The organism is Dokdonella sp. (assembly GCF_036518555.1).
Lineage (GTDB): Bacteria > Pseudomonadota > Gammaproteobacteria > Xanthomonadales > Rhodanobacteraceae > Dokdonella_A.
Genome location: NZ_DATDMY010000003.1, coordinates 12950 through 28780 on the forward strand (window position 1 = coordinate 12950; position 15831 = coordinate 28780).

16 protein-coding genes are annotated in these 15831 nt (G+C 69.9%); 2 read left to right on the forward strand and 14 right to left on the reverse strand.

From position 1 onward, the window contains the following. Positions 1–5: 5 nt before the first annotated feature. The 10 genes from VI238_RS00085 to VI238_RS00130 form a co-directional block, all read right to left on the reverse strand. The gene (locus VI238_RS00085) at positions 6–1040 is read right to left on the reverse strand and encodes an agmatine deiminase family protein (RefSeq protein WP_331647221.1); all 1035 of its coding nucleotides are present in this window, start codon (positions 1038–1040) and stop codon (positions 6–8) included. Positions 1041–1043: 3 nt separating this feature from the next. Next, positions 1044–1382 carry a hypothetical protein gene (locus VI238_RS00090; RefSeq protein ID WP_331647223.1) on the reverse strand — a complete coding sequence of 113 codons (339 nt, stop codon included), beginning with the start codon at positions 1380–1382 and terminating at the stop codon, positions 1044–1046. Positions 1383–1563: 181 nt separating this feature from the next. Further along, entirely contained in the window at positions 1564–1689 is a 126-nt protein-coding gene (gene ykgO / locus VI238_RS00095) for a type B 50S ribosomal protein L36 (protein WP_010342887.1), read from the reverse strand. Between the two features lie 169 nt (positions 1690–1858). Continuing rightward, positions 1859–2266, reverse strand: coding sequence for a cupredoxin domain-containing protein (locus VI238_RS00100; protein ID WP_331647226.1), 408 nt, complete (start codon positions 2264–2266; stop codon positions 1859–1861). Positions 2267–2352: 86 nt separating this feature from the next. Further along, entirely contained in the window at positions 2353–3033 is a 681-nt protein-coding gene (locus VI238_RS00105; protein ID WP_331647228.1) for a c-type cytochrome, read from the reverse strand. A gap of 11 nt (positions 3034–3044) precedes the next feature. Next, positions 3045–5603: an MtrB/PioB family outer membrane beta-barrel protein gene (locus tag VI238_RS00110; protein WP_331647230.1), complete on the reverse strand. Its 2559-nt coding sequence runs from the start codon at positions 5601–5603 to the stop codon at positions 3045–3047. Between the two features lie 12 nt (positions 5604–5615). After that, positions 5616–6668 (reverse strand): DmsE family decaheme c-type cytochrome, encoded by a 1053-nt coding sequence (locus VI238_RS00115; RefSeq protein ID WP_331647232.1) that lies wholly within the window; start codon positions 6666–6668, stop codon positions 5616–5618. Beyond that, on the reverse strand, positions 6655–8025 hold the full coding sequence (locus VI238_RS00120; RefSeq protein WP_331647234.1) for a S8 family peptidase: 1371 nt from the start codon (positions 8023–8025) through the stop codon (positions 6655–6657). Before VI238_RS00120 ends, VI238_RS00115 begins: the two co-directional genes overlap by 14 nt. 7 nt (positions 8026–8032) lie before the next feature. Further along, the gene (locus VI238_RS00125) at positions 8033–8662 is read right to left on the reverse strand and encodes a zf-HC2 domain-containing protein (protein ID WP_331647236.1); all 630 of its coding nucleotides are present in this window, start codon (positions 8660–8662) and stop codon (positions 8033–8035) included. A 2-nt stretch (positions 8663–8664) separates the two neighbouring features. Continuing rightward, a complete protein-coding gene (locus VI238_RS00130; RefSeq protein ID WP_331647238.1) occupies positions 8665–9282 on the reverse strand; it encodes an RNA polymerase sigma factor in 618 nt (205 codons plus the stop codon). A gap of 197 nt (positions 9283–9479) precedes the next feature. On the opposite strand from VI238_RS00130, the gene VI238_RS00135 reads away from it, so the two are divergent. Then, positions 9480–10214 carry a hypothetical protein gene (locus VI238_RS00135; RefSeq protein ID WP_331647240.1) on the forward strand — a complete coding sequence of 245 codons (735 nt, stop codon included), beginning with the start codon at positions 9480–9482 and terminating at the stop codon, positions 10212–10214. Positions 10215–10440: 226 nt separating this feature from the next. On the opposite strand, the gene VI238_RS00140 is transcribed toward VI238_RS00135, so the two are convergent. The 4 genes from VI238_RS00140 to VI238_RS00155 all read right to left on the reverse strand — a co-directional run bounded on the left by VI238_RS00140 (position 10441) and on the right by VI238_RS00155 (position 14682). Then, positions 10441–11274, reverse strand: coding sequence for an alpha/beta hydrolase (locus VI238_RS00140; protein WP_331647242.1), 834 nt, complete (start codon positions 11272–11274; stop codon positions 10441–10443). Between the two features lie 483 nt (positions 11275–11757). Beyond that, entirely contained in the window at positions 11758–12429 is a 672-nt protein-coding gene (locus VI238_RS00145) for a ChrR family anti-sigma-E factor (RefSeq protein WP_331647245.1), read from the reverse strand. Beyond that, positions 12426–12971: a sigma-70 family RNA polymerase sigma factor gene (locus VI238_RS00150; protein WP_331647247.1), complete on the reverse strand. Its 546-nt coding sequence runs from the start codon at positions 12969–12971 to the stop codon at positions 12426–12428. The genes VI238_RS00145 and VI238_RS00150 overlap by 4 nt, the downstream gene beginning before the upstream one ends. A 187-nt stretch (positions 12972–13158) precedes the next feature. Continuing rightward, a complete protein-coding gene (locus VI238_RS00155; RefSeq protein ID WP_331647249.1) occupies positions 13159–14682 on the reverse strand; it encodes a cryptochrome/photolyase family protein in 1524 nt (507 codons plus the stop codon). A gap of 205 nt (positions 14683–14887) precedes the next feature. Between VI238_RS00155 and VI238_RS00160 the strand changes: the two genes are divergently transcribed. Continuing rightward, positions 14888–15739: a DUF4397 domain-containing protein gene (locus tag VI238_RS00160; protein ID WP_331647251.1), complete on the forward strand. Its 852-nt coding sequence runs from the start codon at positions 14888–14890 to the stop codon at positions 15737–15739. Positions 15740–15831: the final 92 nt, after the last annotated feature.

Sequence of the window (15831 nt, forward strand, 5' to 3'; positions counted from 1 at the left end):
CGCCCTCAGGCCACGAGCACGCCTGCGGGCAGTTGCATCGTGAGGCAATGCACGCTGCCGTTCTGCCAGATCAGCTCGCGCGCGTCGATCGCGACGACGTCGCGACCGGGGTGGGCGGCGGCGATCACGCGCGCAGCCGCCGCATCGGACGGATCGCCGTACGCGGGCACGACGACGCCGCCGTCGACGACGAGGTAATTCGCGTACGACGCCGCGAGGCGCCGGCCTTCGTCGACGATCGCGCGCGCCCACGGCAGCGCGTGCAGGCGATACGGCGCGCCGTCGGGCGTTCGCAGCGCGGCGATCTCCTCGTGCATGCGCGCGAGTTCGGCATGATGCGGATCGGCCGGGTCGTCGCAGGCCTGCAGCACGATCGCGTCGCCGGGCGCGAAGCGCGCGAGCGTGTCGACGTGCGCGTCGGTGTCGTCTCCCTCGAGGTAGCCGTGTTCGAGCCATAGCACGCGCTCGACCGCGAATGCGTCGCGCAGGCGCGCGTCCATCTCGTCGCGGCTCATGTGCGGGTGACGCTGGTGCAGGCAGCGCCAGGTCGTCAGCAGGCTGCCCTTGCCGTCGACTTCGATCGCGCCGCCTTCGAGCGCCCAGTCGATGCGTCGATGGCGGGCCGCACCGAACAGCCCGCGTTCGCGCAAGGTTTCGACGAGGCGGTCGTCGCGACCACCTTCGTACTTGCCGCCCCAGCCCGTGAAGCGGAAGTCGAGCAGCTGGAAGCCGTCGGCGCCCGCCAGCGTGAGCGGGCCCGAGTCGCGCAGCCAGGTATCGTCGTACTCGACGTCGACGAACCGCAGCCGGTCGCGCGCGACGCCGGCTTCGACGAGCAACGCGCGCGCGCGCTCGCGCACCTTCGCGTCGGCGACGCAGACGACGAGCGGCTCGAAACGTGCGATCGCTGCGGCGAGACCGACGTAGGCGCGTTCAACACGCGCGAGGCGCGGGCCCCAGTCGGTGTCCGCGTGCGGCCACGCGATGATCACGCCGGCCTGCGGTTCCCACTCGGCAGGCAGGCGCCAACGCGAATCCATCGATCAGGACTTCGGCGCCGGCGGCGCCTCGTCGACGACGCTGTGGAGCACGCGGTTACGCTCGAAGTAGACGGTGTAGCCGTCGTAGCGCCAGCGGTTGATCGTCGGGTGGCGCGGCGTATCGCCGCCCGCCGGGGCGAGCTTCTCCACCGGTGCCCCGAAACGCTTCTCGACCTGGCCCATCGTCATCCCGCGCGCGGGAACGTTGCCGCCCGCGTGGGTCATCGCACGGTCGTGGCGCTTCGCGGCCTTGGTGTCGAGGGTGTCGGCGTGCGCGGCCGGGGTGACCAGGGCTGCCGCTGCCAGGCCGGTCGCCGTTGCGAGAACAAGCTTTACAAACATGGCTCAAATCCTTGTCGGAAAAGGAGGAACTGCCTCAGGTCCACACCCGCAGCCGCCTTTTTAGCAGAACCCTGCCGGCGGTTCCATGACCGCCCCGGCAGATGCGTGCGCGGCACGTGTCGCGCAATGAAAAAGGGCCGCAGAGCGGCCCTTTTCCTCGAATCCGGGAGCGACGCTCCGCTCAGCGCTGACGCGCCTTGAAACGCGGGTTGCTCTTGCAGATCACGAACACCTTGCCACGACGACGCACGACCTTGCAGTCGCGATGGCGCGCCTTGGCGGACTTGAGGGACGACAGCACTTTCATGGGAACGCCTCGCAACGGTTTCTGAACGCGGAAAGCGCGGAATTGTAAAGGGATTTTCGCGGGATTGGAAGCGGGTCCGCGGCGCGGACGGCGCAGGCCACGAAACCGCGCGTGATCGCCCTCCCTCGTGCGCCCGATCGCGCCCGCCGCTCGCGTCGCGGCGCCCCGCTCAGTCGATCGAGAACGACTGCAGGTCGACCGGGTTCGTGACGCTGATCGAGCCGACCATGCCCGACGCTTCGTGGGCTTCGCAATGGAACCCGATCGAGCCGTGCGCGGCGGCAGCGGTAATCGTGATCGTCGCATTCCACGAGGCGTTGCTGACATTGCCGTTGCCGCCGCTGCCGTCGCATCCGTTCGCGCAGCGGAACGAAAGCGGCGAGCCCGCGTCGGACGCGACGTTGTGGAAGCCACCGTCGTTGACGAACGTGACCGTATCGCCGACCAGCGCTTCGATGTTCGACGGCGTGAACACGAGGCCGGCGCCACCGACGTGGATCGTATGGTCCATCGCGCATGCCGGACCTGCGGCGGTGGCGAGGACGGCCAGGACGAGCGACGAGAATGCGGTGCGCATGGGGGCAACTCCTTCAGTGAGTGGACGATGGACGGGTGTCGCGGTGCTGCGCGCGGGACCGCCGTGGCGCCGGCCCGCGGTCGCGCTCACGGCGCGCCGGCTTCGAGCCAGCGGCCGATCGCGTCGGCGGACGCGGCATCGAGGGTGCGCGCGATCGGAGCCATCACGTGCTGCGTGCTCGTGCGTGGCGCGGCGTCGCGGGCGAGGTCGGCCAGTCGGTTCGCGACGTACGGCGCGTGCTGGCCACGCAGCGCGGGATAGAGGCGCGCGTGCCCGTTGCGATCGACGTCGGTGCGGCCGCGCGCATCGGAGCCGTGACAACCCTGGCACGGAGGTATGCCACGCGCGGGATCGCCGTCGCGGTAGATCGTCGCGCCCGCCATCGTGGCGTCGTCCGTCGCATGCCCGGCCGCGGGCGGCAGGCTCGCGAAATAGGCCGCGAGGTCGCGCATCGCGACGTCGTCGAGGCTCGCCGCCTGCGCGGTCATCGGCGAATCGGGATCGACCCCGCGCTTGAACGCGACCAGGCGCCAATAGACGTACTGGGCGTTCTGGCCGGCGAGGTTCGGGAACGTCGGCACGAGCGCGACGCCCGCCGGGCCGTGGCAGGCGCTGCAGACGGTCGCCTTCGCCTTGCCCGCGGTCGCATCGCCGTGCACGCGCCCGACCGAACGCAGGTCGATGACGTCTCCGCTCGCGCAGGCGAGCGGGCAGCCGGCCAGCATGGCCGCGAACAGGATCCGGCGCAGGGTTTCGATCGCGGTCATGTCCGTCTCCGTCACAGGCGGATGTCGAGCAGGATGCCGACGAGATGGGCGTCGTAGCCCTCGGGTCCGCCGTCGGTGTACACGCGGTGATCGAATGTGCGGGTCGCGCCGAAACCCAGGTAATGCCAGTCGCTGATGCGGCCGCGCTCGTACCTGTCGAATACGCGCAGCGCGATCCGCTCATGCAGCGGTACGCGCACGCCGATGCCGAGCGAATGGACCCGCCAGGTCATCGGCGGGAACGCCCCCGAGCCTGGGCCGTCGCCGCTCACGGTGTCTGCCCAGGCGAGCGCGAGCGGCGATGCGAAGCGGTAGGCGGTCATGCCGCGCGCGTACAGGTAGTTCCAGCTCGCGTCGACTCGCACGCGGCCGAACGCATGCCCGATCATGGCGCCCGCGGTGTGGTTGCGTTGCGTGTCGTCGGCCCACCAGCGGCCGATGTCGGGGTAGGTGCCGCCGCCGAGGCGCGGGTCCGAGCCGCTGTCGAGGATCTCATTGATGTTGGCCAGGCGGAGCCGGGAGCGGTCGTAGGCGTAGTAGATGCTCGCATTGCTGCCGGGCGCGGGCTGCCATTCCCATTGCACGGTCGCCCCGAGCGTGTCGTAGCCGCGACGGCCGAGCACGGCGTCGTAGTCGTTGTCGTCGCCACGGAGCGAAGCCGTGATCGTCATGTCCTCGCGAGGCATGAAGGTCGCCATGAGGTCGAGCTTGTTCTCGCTGCGGCTCGCGACGTCGTACTTGCGCAGCGCATCGACGGTGTGGGCAGGCACGCCGTTCGGCGGAGCGATGAAGCCGGGCAGGTCGATCGAGTAGGTGAAATCGTACGGATCGTAGTCGTAGCGGTCGCCATCCTGGCGCAGCCAGGTGTAGTTCGCGCGCAAGGTCAGCCAGTCGAGCGCGCGGTTCGTCCAGGTCAGTTTCACGCTGCGGTCGTCGACGCTGCGGCGTTCGCGGTGCGTCGGTTCGTAGCGGCTGAACGCGAGCGTGGCGCCGAGCGTGTCGTGCGCGCCGGCCCTCCAGTCGGCACCGACGTTCGCCTCGGTCGTCTGCATGTCGAGCGGCAGGCTGCGCACGCGCGTGATCGCGGACGGGTCGGACGCGTCCCAGATGCCCGACTCGCCGGGCACGACGCTGCCTTGCGCACCGTTCTCGCTGACGTAGCCGTACTGGCCGGTGAGCGGGTTGTAGGCGAGATAGACGCTGCGATAGTCCTCGCGCTCGTGGCGCACGCCGCCACGCACGGTGAGATCGGCGCCCGGCTGCAGCACCATGCGCGCGTCGAGCAGGCTCGTGTCGATGCGCATGTCGGCGGTGCGCCGCGACAGCGCCGCCGGCGTGTTCCAGTTCGCACAGTCGTACAGGAACGGGTTCTGCGGACCGGTCTGCAGGCTGCCGCCGAGGCCGATGCCGAACACGCCCTCGCATGCGATCGGGGCGATCAGCGTGTCGTCCTGCGTCATGCGGCCGCCGGAGGCGGTGAGCGAGAGTTCGCCGTTGAGCGGCAGCTTGCGCGTGAACGCGGCCTTGAGGTTGTGGTAGTCGTTGTCGGGCTCGGTCGCGAACTGGCCGGTCGTCAGCGGCGCCGATACCGCACCGGCGACGAGCGGACTCAGCGCGAACGGCATCGCGTAGGTGTAATGCGTGTAGCGGTCGCGGTAGAACGAGCCGCTGTAGCCGAAATCCATGCGCCAGACGTTGCCCGCATAACGGAAGCCGCCGTCGAGGTTGATCGTCGAATCGTCGATCGGCTTGACCGTCTCGAGCACGCCGCCGTCGTCGGGGAACGGGAAGTTGAAGAAGAACGGGCCGCCGAACGGCCGGGCGCCGTGGCGCCGTTCGTCGGTCGCGTTCGCGTAGGCGGTCCATTGCGGCGTGAGGAAGACGCTGAAGCCGAGTCCCTGCTTCTCGCGCGTGACCCCGAGCGTGCGCGCGGGGGTCGCGGCCGACAGCGCCGAGATCGCGGCGGGCGAACTCGCGCCGGCGACGTAACCCGCGGGCAGCGTCAGGCGATCGGTACCGACGCCGTTCCAGATCGGCTTCGCCGTATTCGTGACGAGGTTCGGCATGGTGCGCAGGAATGCCTGCACCTTGTAGCTGCCGGCGCGCCCGAACACGGCCTGGTAGTACTCGTCGTCGTCGCTGACGCGGCTCGCGCGCACGCTCGCGTAGCTGCCGTCGACGGGGCGTTCGGCATCGAACGCGAGCAGCGCGAGGACGATGCCGCTGTCCCAGTCGGCGTAGCGGTTCCACAGCGCGTTGTCGTCGTCGCCGCCCGTCGCGACGGCGCCGATGCTGAGCACGCCGGACGTTTGCCAGTTCCCGTGCGGGGTGACTGCAGGCGACGGCGGCGGGCACGCGTAAAGGTGGCCGGTCGGGCTGCGGTGTACGCCGGCTTCCAGCCAGCTCGTGCCGCGATCGTCGCACCCGCCGATGGTCGCCCCCGCATTCGGGTCGAGTTCGTTCGCGCGCCAGGTATCGACGCCGACGCCGCTGTCGGCGTGTGCGTTGGCCGCGACGGCCGCGATCGCGACGGCGAGCGGCAGCCGGCGGAACAGGCGAGACGTGGACATCGTTCCTCCGGCCTATTCGTGGAACTTCGGACCCGACGGCGCGTTCGAGCCGTGGATGTTCGCGTGGCATGTCACGCATGCGCGCCCCATCGCGCGTTCGTCCGGATGCGCACCGTTGCCGAGCGAACCGGGCGTGTGCAGGTCGTTCGGATGGCGCAGGCCCGAATGGCATTGCTGGCACAGGAACGGCAGCGGCGTCACCAGCAACGTCTGCTGGTTGGACCCGTGCGGCGTATGGCAGTTGAGGCAGCTTTCGCGAACGGGCGCGTGCTCGAACAGGAACGGGCCGCGCTTGTCGGCGTGGCACTGGTAGCACGTCTCGTTGACGGTGTTCGTCTTGAGCAGCGGAGAGGTGATCGAGCCGTGCGGGTTGTGGCAGTCGTCGCAGCTCATCTGGCCTTCGGGCAACGGCATGTGCGAGCGCCGGTCGAACTGCAGTCGCACGTCGCGATGGCATTGGGCGCAGGTATCGTTGATCGACGCCTTCGCCATCAGGCCTTCGGCCGAGAACTTCGCCATCGGGTTGTGGCAGTCGCTGCAGGAGAGCCCGTTGCGCTGATGGACGGACCCGAGCCAGTGGTCGCGTGCGCCGCCCTCGTGGCAGGCGAGGCACGTCTTCGCCTGCGTCTCGATCGACGTGCCCGAATCCTTCGTGTAGCCGATGATGAGGCCCTTCGCGCCCGGATCCTTCGCGTGCGCCGATCCCGGGCCATGGCAGGTCTCGCAGACGGGGATCGACGCATCGGCCTTGTTCGCGGCGTGCAGGCCGAGTGCGTGGAAGGTGTGCGTGAAGTGCTCGCTCTCGAGCTGATGGCAGGCGATGCAGGTACGTTCGCCGACCGCAGTCGCCTCGTGGGCAGCGGGATTGTCCGCGACGCGTGCCTTCGCGAACCCCGGTGCGACGCCCGTCATGGCCGTGCCGGGCTGCACGTCGCTGCCGGCCAGGCCCGTCGACGGCAGCGATCTGGACAGTTCCTCGCGGGTCTGCTGCGCCAGCACCGGTGCGAGCATCGCGCACCCGAGCAGGAACGCGAGCACGGGTCGAAGCGCGTCAGTGCCTCGCATGGGCAGGCCTCGTCGCCACGATGGTGGGGTCGCAGACTTCGTTCGTGCGCGCGAGCGTGCGTGCCGCCGCGCACGCGTCGATCGACGCGTCCGGACGGTGGCTCGTGCGGTCGAGCAAGGCGAACAGCGCCTTCGCGTCGAGTCGCGGGTCCAGTTCGAGCAGCAACGCGATCGCGCCGGTCACGTGCGCGGTCGCGAGCGAGCTGCCGGATGCGTAGTCGTAGTGCCCGCCGGGCTCGAGCGTGAGGATGTCGCGCCCGGGCGCGGCGAGCGTCGGCCGCGTCGTCGCGGGCGCATCACTGCTGCGCACGCCGATCACCCCCGCGACGTCGACCGGGAAGCCGTCCGTGTTCCCGTCCGGAGGGACCGCGCCCACGACGATGACGCCGCGCTCCACCGCATTCGCGAGCAGCTGTTCGAGCAGCGGGTCGGACGGGCCGCCGAGGCTGAGGTTGATCACGCGGGCGCCGGAGGCGATCGCGTCGGCGAGTGCCTGCGCGAGCGTGAACGTATCGCAGCGCGCGGCGCCGCCGTCCGCTTGCACGGGCCAGCATGCGCGCAGCGCGCGGATACGCGTGGCCGGCGCGACCCCGACGATGCCGACCCCGTTGTTCGCGACCGCGGCGATCACGCCGGCGACTTCGGTGCCATGGCGGTCGCGCGCGGCGGGCGCGGTCGCTGCGGTCGTGAAGTCGCGCTGCGCGACGATGCGGCCGGCGAGGTCCGGGTGCGACGCGTCGATGCCGGCGTCGACGACCGCGACCTCGACCCGCGCGCCGCTCGCCCAACGCTGTGCGGCGGCGGCGCCGATACGGGAGAATCCCTGCTGCAAGCCGACATACGGATCGTTGTAACCGGACGCGTCGTGGCCCTCGGGGGCTGTGGCCGGCCCCATCGGGGCCGCTGCGTCGCCCGACTGCGCGTAGGTGCGGAATTCCTGCAGCGGCTGCGCCAGGCTCACGCGCCGGTCGCGGTGCAGGCGCGCGAGCGTGTCGTCGCGATCGATGCCTGCCGGGAGTTCGTAGAGCATGCAGCGCAGGCGAAGCGCCTGGATCGTCCACGCGGACACTTCGCGCAGCGAGTAGTCGCTCGCGATGCGACGCGCGAGCGCGCGCGTCCGTTCGCTGCCGCCCGCGTAATCGGGCAGGCCCGCGTAACCGCGCGGGGTCCCGGCGGCCTGTGCCGCGGGGTCGGCCCTGTCGGCGATCGCGACGACGATCATGCGCGGCGCGGCGGCGACGTCCGCGTCCGGCTGTTCGATCGCGCGCACCGGCGCCGGCGCGAGCGCACTCCCGCACGCGAACGCGACGACCGCGCATCGCAGCGCATGGATCGAACCGCGGGTGCGCGCGCGCATCGTGCGGTCACCTGTCCGAGGCATTCGCGATCGGTTCGACGAGCAGCACTCCCGGCGCCGCGCGCAACCGTGCGACGACGTCCGGATCGGCGCGCCCCGGCGCGACCGGCGCGAGCGTGTAGATGGTGCCGCCGTCGTTCGTGCCGACGATGCGCAGGCCCCGCTCACCGAGCAGACGCTGCAGTTGGCCGACGCTGAGTTCGGGCGACGGAACGAAGCGAAGGCTCGCGCGCGCGGGCAGCGTTTCGGGAGCGCTCAGCGTACGGTAGGCGGGTGCATCGTCGGCGCGATGGCGCTCGATCGCCCACGTCGCGAGCGCGACGAGTCCGATCGCCTGGATCGCGACCGTGGCGGCGAGTGCGCGCAGCAGGTGCCGCGGTCGCGCGGGGCCGGCGTCGATCGCCTGTTCGGCGTCGATGCGTGCGAGAAGCCGATCGAACGCGGGCCGCACCTCGCCGACGACGCGGGTGTCGACGTCGAGTCCCGCATGCACGCGCGACTGGAACGCGTATTCGTCGCGGCAGTCCGTGCACGCGGCAAGGTGTGCTTCCGCGAGCGAGCGGTCGGCAGCGGAGGCGGTGCCGTTGATGAGCCACGGGATGAGGTCCCAGGTCCGGCGATGCTGTGGAGACGGCATGGTCAAGCCCGTGCGATATGGGAGGGGAGTGGAGCGTCGCCGCCGAGTGCGGGCAGGGTGTTGCGCAGGCGCAGGCGCGCATGGAACATGCGCGCCTTCACCGTGCCGACCGCGCAGTTCATGATCGCGGCGATTTCCTCGCACGACTGGCCGAGGAAGTACGCGAGCTCGATCGTCATGCGTTGCTCGTCGGGGAGCAGCGCGAGGCCGTGCCGCAACCAGTCGCGCAATTCGGCCTGGCGCGCGTCGGACTCGTCGGGCGCCGGATCGTGCAGCGCCTCCTGGTCGCGCTCGCCGGCGCCGTACGTCGGCTCGAGCGGGTGATCGCGCAGATGCTTCATGAGACAGCGGTAGGCGATGCCGATGATCCACGTCCGCACCTTCGACTCGCCGCGGAAGCTGCCCGCGGTGCGCCAGACGACCCAGAGCGTCTCGTTGACCATCTCCTCGATGACGTCGCGGCGGGCGGTGAAGCGCGAGAGGAAACGCGAAAGCAGGCCGTGGTAGCGCCGATACAGCTGCTCGAACGCGGCGCGATCCTGGCGCGCGATCGCGCGCAGCCAATCGAGCTCCGTCGCGGAACCCGAGGCAGGGTCGTCGTCTGTCCTTGTCTGTTCCACGCGATCCAGGCTCCGCCGGTGGCCGTACTCGATCGTGGGTACCCGCTGCGTGCCAAAAGGTTGCGCCACGAGCCGTCCAGGTGCAATGGTGGCGGCCGCCGATGGACCACGGACGCGATCGGAGGGTTGGATCGCAGGCCGCCACTGCCCGGGAGTGACAGCGCTTGCGGCACTTTCGCCGAAAATCGAATGCGTTCGTGGCCCGCGCGTGCCTGGTCGCGGTGGGCGCGGTCCTGCTCGACGCGCATGCCGGCGCGCACGCGTCACCTGCGTGCGGCGGCGCCGTGGGCTTCTCCTCCGACAACGTCTATCGCGGCATCAGCCTGACCGATGGTCGCCCGTCCGCGCTCGCGGACGCCCACTGCTCCTTCGGCGACGGCTGGGTCGCCGGCGCCGGGTTCGCCTCGGTCCATCTTGCAGGCCGTTCGCGCAATGCGCAGCTCGGCGCCTACCTCGATCGACGCTGGCAGATCGACGACGACTGGAGCGCGAAGCTCGGCATCGTCCACTACGACGCCTTCCGCCACGGCCGCGAGGACGGGCTGCGCTACGACGAGGTCAACGCCGTGCTCGGCTACCGCGGCTCGTGGCGCGCGACGATCGCCTGGTCGCCCAACGCGACCGACATGTACTTCGGCGGCTCCGGGAAGACGCATCGAACCGCGTGGGCCGAGACCACGTTCCACCGCGCGCTCGTCGACCGGCTGTCGCTCGACGTCGGCCTCGGCATCGCACGGCCGGGAGGCCGCGGCGAGCGCAGCTATCGCTACGGCAGCATCGGCGCAAGTTACGGCATCGGCGATGTCTATCTCTACGCGAGTCGCATCTGGACCGACTCGGTGGCCTGGTCGTACGCCTACCTCGGCCAGGAGTTCATCGCGACGTTGCCGTCGCAGGCGCGTTGGGTCGGCTCCGTCGTCTGGACCTTCTGATCCGCCGGCGGCGTGCCCGCCGGCGGAAGTCGATCGCATCGACGCGGCGCAACCGCCGGGCGGGGCCAGCGGTCCACGGCGCCGACGCGGGAGCGACGCTTGCGGCCGGCGACGGTCAAGCATCCGGGCCCACGGGCCCGGCATCCACCAGGGTGGATGCTCCGGAACACGGGAACGCGCCGCGCGGTCGCCGGGAGGGCGGCCGCGCGGCGGACCGGCATGGTCTTCAGGACGTCGCGAAGGCGAGCAGGTCCGGGTTGACCACCTGTGGATGCGTCGTGCACATGCCGTGCGGCAGGCCCTTGTACGTTTTCAGCGTGCCGGCCCGGAGCAGCTTGGCCGAGAGCAGGGCGGAGTCCGCGATCGGCACGATCTGGTCGTCCTCGCCGTGCATGACGAGCGTCGGTACGGCGATCTTCTTGAGGTCCTCGGTGAAGTCGGTTTCGCTGAAGGCCTTGATGCAGTCGTAATGGGCCTTCGCACCGCCCATCATCCCCTGGCGCCACCAGTTCCAGATCACGCCCTGGTCGGCCTTCGCGCCAGCGCGGTTGTAGCCGTAGAAGGGGCCGCTCGGCACGTCGAGGTAGAACTGCGCGCGATTGGCGACGAGCGCATTGCGGAATCCGTCGAAGACCTCGAGCGGCAAGCCGCCCGGATTGGCGGCCGTCTTCAGCATGATCGGCGGCACCGCACCGATCAGGACCGCCTTGGCGACGCGACCCGGCTTCGCGCGCGCGACGTAGCGCGCGACTTCGCCACCACCGGTCGAATGGCCGACATGGATCGCACGCTTGAGATCGAGATGATCGGCGAGCTCCTGCACGTCGGCCGCGTAGGTGTCCATTTCATTGCCGTCGTCCGTCTGCGTCGAACGGCCGTGCCCGCGACGGTCGTGCGCGATGACGCGGAAACCCTTCGACAGGAAGAACAGCATCTGGTTGTCCCAGTCGTCTGCGCTCAGCGGCCAGCCGTGGTGGAACACGATCGGCGTGGCGTCCTTCGGGCCCCAGTCCTTGTAGAAGATCTGCACGCCGCCCTTGGTCGTGATGGTCGAGTTCATCGGGAATGCTCCTGCGGGAGGGGAAGGTGAGTGCGTTCGCGGCGACGCGCTGCCGAGCAGAGGCGTCAGCGCGATGCCTGCGCCGATCGCGGCGCCGGCCGCGAGCATGCGTCGCCGCGAGGCGTCGGGCGTGCCAACATCATCGACGGGATCTTTCATGCGAGGGCCTCCTCTCGACCCAGGGTGGCGGGGAATGGCGACATCGTCTTCGCACGACAGGGTGACGCGACCGATCGACACCTCGGATCTTGCCGCACGTCCCCGATGCCTGCCGTGAGCCGCGATCGTGCCGCATGCATGACCGCGCGCCAATCCCGATCGGGGGGTCGCCGACTTGCCCGATCGGGTAATGGTCGCGCGCACATCGCCGGCGCGGCCGCGCGACCACTGCGCGGACGCGAATCGAGGTGCTGCCCGGCGCAAGGCGTCGACATCGGCCGCGGTCACCTCCCCGTGCGCGATGCGGGCCCAGGCCGACGGCGGCTAGAGCCCGACCAGCGGCTGCACCGCGCGCGCGAACCAGCCCGGGAAGCGCAGCGGCGCGTCGAGGGCGGCGACGCAGATGCACGGGCCACCCGGCGACGTGACGGGGCGATGGGTCACGTCCGGCCCGAGGTCGGCGACATCGCCTGCACTGAAGTGCCCGAGCTCGTCCTCGTACGCGCCGCGCAGGATGTGGGTGAGTTCCGTGCTTCCGTGGCCGTGCACCGGCATGCCTTTGCCGGGACCGATCCTGAGCAGGATCAGCGTATCGCCGCTGGTCCTGGCAGCGCGAATCATCTCCACGCCCGGACCCATCCAGCGCCATTTCAGCGCGCGCCATGAGCGACCGAAGTACGCATGCAGCGGCTTTGGAAGGCCGTCGGGATCGGCGGGGAGATCGGGAGCGTCGCGCACGAATCCGCCGCGTGCCGGCGTGGCGTCGAGGCGCTCGGCCATCGCATCGCGCAGCCGCCGCTCGCGATCCACGTCCACCGGTCGCGGCTTCTGCTGCCCCAGCAGCGCGCCGCCGACGCGCTCGGCGGATGCGAGCACGGCGCGGCAATGGTGGCACAGCTCCAGGTGGGTGGCGGCTACCGCGGCCATTTCCGGAGAGAGTGCGCCCGTCGCATAGCTCACGACGGTGGCTTCATCGAGGTGGTGGCGTGGTGTCATACCGAGTCCTGCATTCGCGACTGCAGCTTCAGGAACGCACGCCGCAGGTAGGATTTGACCGTGCCGAGCGGCATGCCGAGTTCGTCGGCGATCTCCTGATGGGATTTCGCCTCGAAGTACGACATGCGGATGAGGCGGCCCTGAACCGCCGGCAGGCTTTCGATGCGCGCACCGAGGTCGACGCAATCGGCATGGCTTTCGGCGGACGTACCATAACCTTCGCGCTCCTCCGGCTGGTCTTCCGGCATGAGGTACCACTCCGGTTCGCGACGGATGCGATCGATGTGAAGGTTGCGCGCGATCCGGAACAGCCAGGTCGAGACGCTGCCGCGTGCCGCGTCGAAGCCGGCGGCGTTCTGCCACAGGCGAAGGAACGCTTCCTGGGTCAGCTCCTCCGCGACCGCCTCGGGCGACCCCAGCCCCTTGAGGTAGAGCCGCACCCGGGGCGCGAAGTGGTCGTAGATGCGCAGGAAGCCCTCGCGGTCGCCCGTACGCGCGACCGCCGTCATCTGCCAGGACCAATAGCGAGCATCCTCGCTCATGGCGGGCTCCGGTTTCGATCGGGTCTGCGTCGGCCGAATCGGCGTCACGCGCGGCGTCATCGTCATGCTAGTGCAAAGGCGGGCCGAAGTGGGCCTCATGAGCAGCCTTTACGGGACGCGGTGCCGATCGGATGCATCTGCGCGCCGGAAGGCGCCTGCGCATGTCGCGCCGGTCCGCGCGGCGTGCCTACAGATCCTCGAGTCGCGCGACGAGGTCGGCCGCGCGCGCGCGGATCGCAGCCATGTCGGGCTGCTTGTGGTCGAGCTGGCGGTACGTCGGCTGCAGGCGCGGATTGCCCTCGAGTGCGTCGCGATGGCGCGCGAAGAAATCCCAGTACAGCGCGTTGAAGGGGCACGCATCGACCGAGGAGTGGCTGCGCCGGTCATAGGGACACCGGCTGCAGTAGTTGCTCATCCGGTGCATGTAACCGGACGTGCTCACGTACGGCTTGGAGGCGAGCCGTCCGCCGTCCGCGTACTGGCTCAAGCCGAGCGTGTTGGGAAGTTCCACCCATTCGAACGCATCGATATAGACGCCGAGGTACCACCGGTGCAGCGCGTGCGGATCGATCCCGGCAAGCAAGGCGAAGTTGCCGATGACCATGAGTCGCTGGATGTGATGAGCATGTGCGTGGTCGAGCGACTGCCGCAGCGACGAGCGCAGGCACTCCATGCGCGTGGCGCCGGTCCAGAACCAGGCCGGCAACGCGGCGGCGTGCCCGAACGCGTTGCGGTCCTCGTAACCGGGCATGACGCTCCAGTAGTAGCCGCGCACGTACTCGCGCCAGCCGAGGATCTGCCGCACGAAGCCTTCGCAGGCGGCGATGTCGACGCGACCCGCGGCGAAGGCCTGCACGGCCGCATCGACGACTTCGCGTGGCGACAGCAGCTTCACGTTGAGCGCGAACGAAAGCAGGGAATGGAACAGCCGCGTCGCATCGGCGTGCATCGCGTCCTGGTACCTGCCGAAGTTCGCGAGGCGGTGGCTCACGAAATCGCGCAGGTCCGCGAGCGCCTCCTCGCGATCGAGCGGCCACGGGAACCGTGCGGCGCACGGCTCGCCGAACGTGCGCACGCCGGCCGCCTGGATCTCCTGCCACAACGCCGAGTGGTCATGGCGGGTGCGTGCGTCGGCAGGCTCGGGCGGGCTGCCCTTCCACGCCGAGCGGTTCTCGCTGTCGTAGTTCCAGCGCCCGCCGACGGGTCGCCCGTTCGCGTCGACGAGGACGCGATGGCGCACGCGCATCCAGCGGTAGAAGCGTTCGAGCAGCCAGCGTCCTTCGCCGAAGAACGTCGTCGCGTCGTCGCGGCCGCCGAGGAAATGCTCGGTATCGGCGCGATGGACCGGGATCCGCAGCGTGCCCGCGAATCGCGCGAGCTGGTCGTCGAGGCGCCATTCGTCGGGCGCCTGGTATTCGAACGCGAACGCGACGTGGAACGCGAGCAGCGCCTCGAGGTTGCCCGCCAGATCCTGCGTGTTGCGAGGATCGCCGATGCGCAGGTAGTGGACGCGATGTCCGCGCCCGCGCAAGCGGTCGGCAAACGCGCGCATCGCGGCGAACACCGCGATCACCTTCTGTGCGTGGTGCAGGACGTAGTCCGTCTCCTGCCTCATCTCGATCATCACGTAGACGACGCGATCGTCGACCGTGGAGAACCACGAGTGCCCGTCGTTGAGCTGGTCGCCGAGCAGCAGCCTGAGCGTCGTCATCCGCGAAGATCCTCCCGATCCGGGGCCAACCCGAGCCGGGGCTTTACGCGCGAGCGAGGCGACCGGATGCAGGCGAATGCGCGATCGCGTACGTCGATGGCGGCAACGCACGCATCTGCATCCGGACGCGTCCTTCGCGCGTAGAGCGTGGGCAGCCCATCGTCAAGGCAGGGTTGCTCCTGTCCCCTCGACTCCGGAGGTTTCAATGAAGACCGTTCTTTCGACGGCGCTCGCCGTGGCCCTGCTCGCGGCGACGTCCGCAAGCCACGCCGATACCCGCGTACTCGCGGCACATTTCGCGCCGTTCGCGCCGACGCTGCCCGGCACGGCCGTCTCGATCAACGTCAACGGCGGCGAAGTGCTGACTGGCGTGCAGTACAATCAGGTATCGGGATATCTCACGCTGAGCGGGCCCGGTGTCGCGCCTGGCAGCACGCAGGTCGACGTCTACGCGCCGCCTGCGACACCGCCGCCCGCGATCTCGCTCACCGCCGACCTCGCGGCCGATACCGACTACACCCTCGCGGCGATCGGCGACGTCGTCAACCAACCGCTCGCGTTGCTGCCGCTCGTCGACGACAACAGTGCGCCGGCCGCGGGCAACGTCAAGCTTCGCGTCGTTCATGCGGCGCCGTTCGCGGCGAGCCTCGCCGCGACCGCGGTCTCGATCCGCACCCAGGACGGCACCGTGGTGGCGGGCCTCTCGAACGTGCAGTTCGGGCAGGCGTCGAGCTACTTCGAAATTCCGGCCGGCACCGTCGATCTCGAGATCGACACGCCCGACGGCACGACGCGGCTGATCGATCCCGCGCCGGTGGCGCTTGCAGCCGGCACGGTGGCGACGTTGTTCGCCGTCGGCGATGGTTCGCAGCAGCCGCTCGGCGTCACCGCGGTGTTCGCCGACGGAACTGCCAGCTCGCTTCCGCTCCAGCCTACGGGTGGCGCGGCGCCGCATCCGGCACCGACGCTGTCGACGTGGGCAATCCTGTTGCTCGGCGCGGCGCTCGCGATGGTCGTCGCTTCGCGCATGCGTCGTATCCAGCGCGTCCGCTCGTAAGTTCATCGTTCGGTCGAGGTCCGCGCATCGCGGACCTCGACCGTTGTCGCATCAGGCCGGGCGCACGTCGCCGGCGACGCCACTGGGATACA

Bases quoted from the DNA above. Each gene is read 5' to 3' on its own strand.
- VI238_RS00085 (WP_331647221.1), bottom strand. From the start codon at position 1,040: ATGGATTCGCGTTGGCGCCTGCCTGCCGAGTGGGAACCGCAGGCCGGC.
- VI238_RS00090 (WP_331647223.1), bottom strand. From the start codon at position 1,382: ATGTTTGTAAAGCTTGTTCTCGCAACGGCGACCGGCCTGGCAGCGGCA.
- ykgO (WP_010342887.1), bottom strand. From the start codon at position 1,689: ATGAAAGTGCTGTCGTCCCTCAAGTCCGCCAAGGCGCGCCATCGCGAC.
- VI238_RS00100 (WP_331647226.1), bottom strand. From the start codon at position 2,266: ATGCGCACCGCATTCTCGTCGCTCGTCCTGGCCGTCCTCGCCACCGCC.
- VI238_RS00105 (WP_331647228.1), bottom strand. From the start codon at position 3,033: ATGACCGCGATCGAAACCCTGCGCCGGATCCTGTTCGCGGCCATGCTG.
- VI238_RS00110 (WP_331647230.1), bottom strand. From the start codon at position 5,603: ATGTCCACGTCTCGCCTGTTCCGCCGGCTGCCGCTCGCCGTCGCGATC.
- VI238_RS00115 (WP_331647232.1), bottom strand. From the start codon at position 6,668: ATGCGAGGCACTGACGCGCTTCGACCCGTGCTCGCGTTCCTGCTCGGG.
- VI238_RS00120 (WP_331647234.1), bottom strand. From the start codon at position 8,025: ATGCGCGCGCGCACCCGCGGTTCGATCCATGCGCTGCGATGCGCGGTC.
- VI238_RS00125 (WP_331647236.1), bottom strand. From the start codon at position 8,662: ATGCCGTCTCCACAGCATCGCCGGACCTGGGACCTCATCCCGTGGCTC.
- VI238_RS00140 (WP_331647242.1), bottom strand. From the start codon at position 11,274: ATGAACTCGACCATCACGACCAAGGGCGGCGTGCAGATCTTCTACAAG.
- VI238_RS00145 (WP_331647245.1), bottom strand. From the start codon at position 12,429: ATGACACCACGCCACCACCTCGATGAAGCCACCGTCGTGAGCTATGCG.
- VI238_RS00150 (WP_331647247.1), bottom strand. From the start codon at position 12,971: ATGAGCGAGGATGCTCGCTATTGGTCCTGGCAGATGACGGCGGTCGCG.
- VI238_RS00155 (WP_331647249.1), bottom strand. From the start codon at position 14,682: ATGACGACGCTCAGGCTGCTGCTCGGCGACCAGCTCAACGACGGGCAC.
- VI238_RS00160 (WP_331647251.1), top strand. From the start codon at position 14,888: ATGAAGACCGTTCTTTCGACGGCGCTCGCCGTGGCCCTGCTCGCGGCG.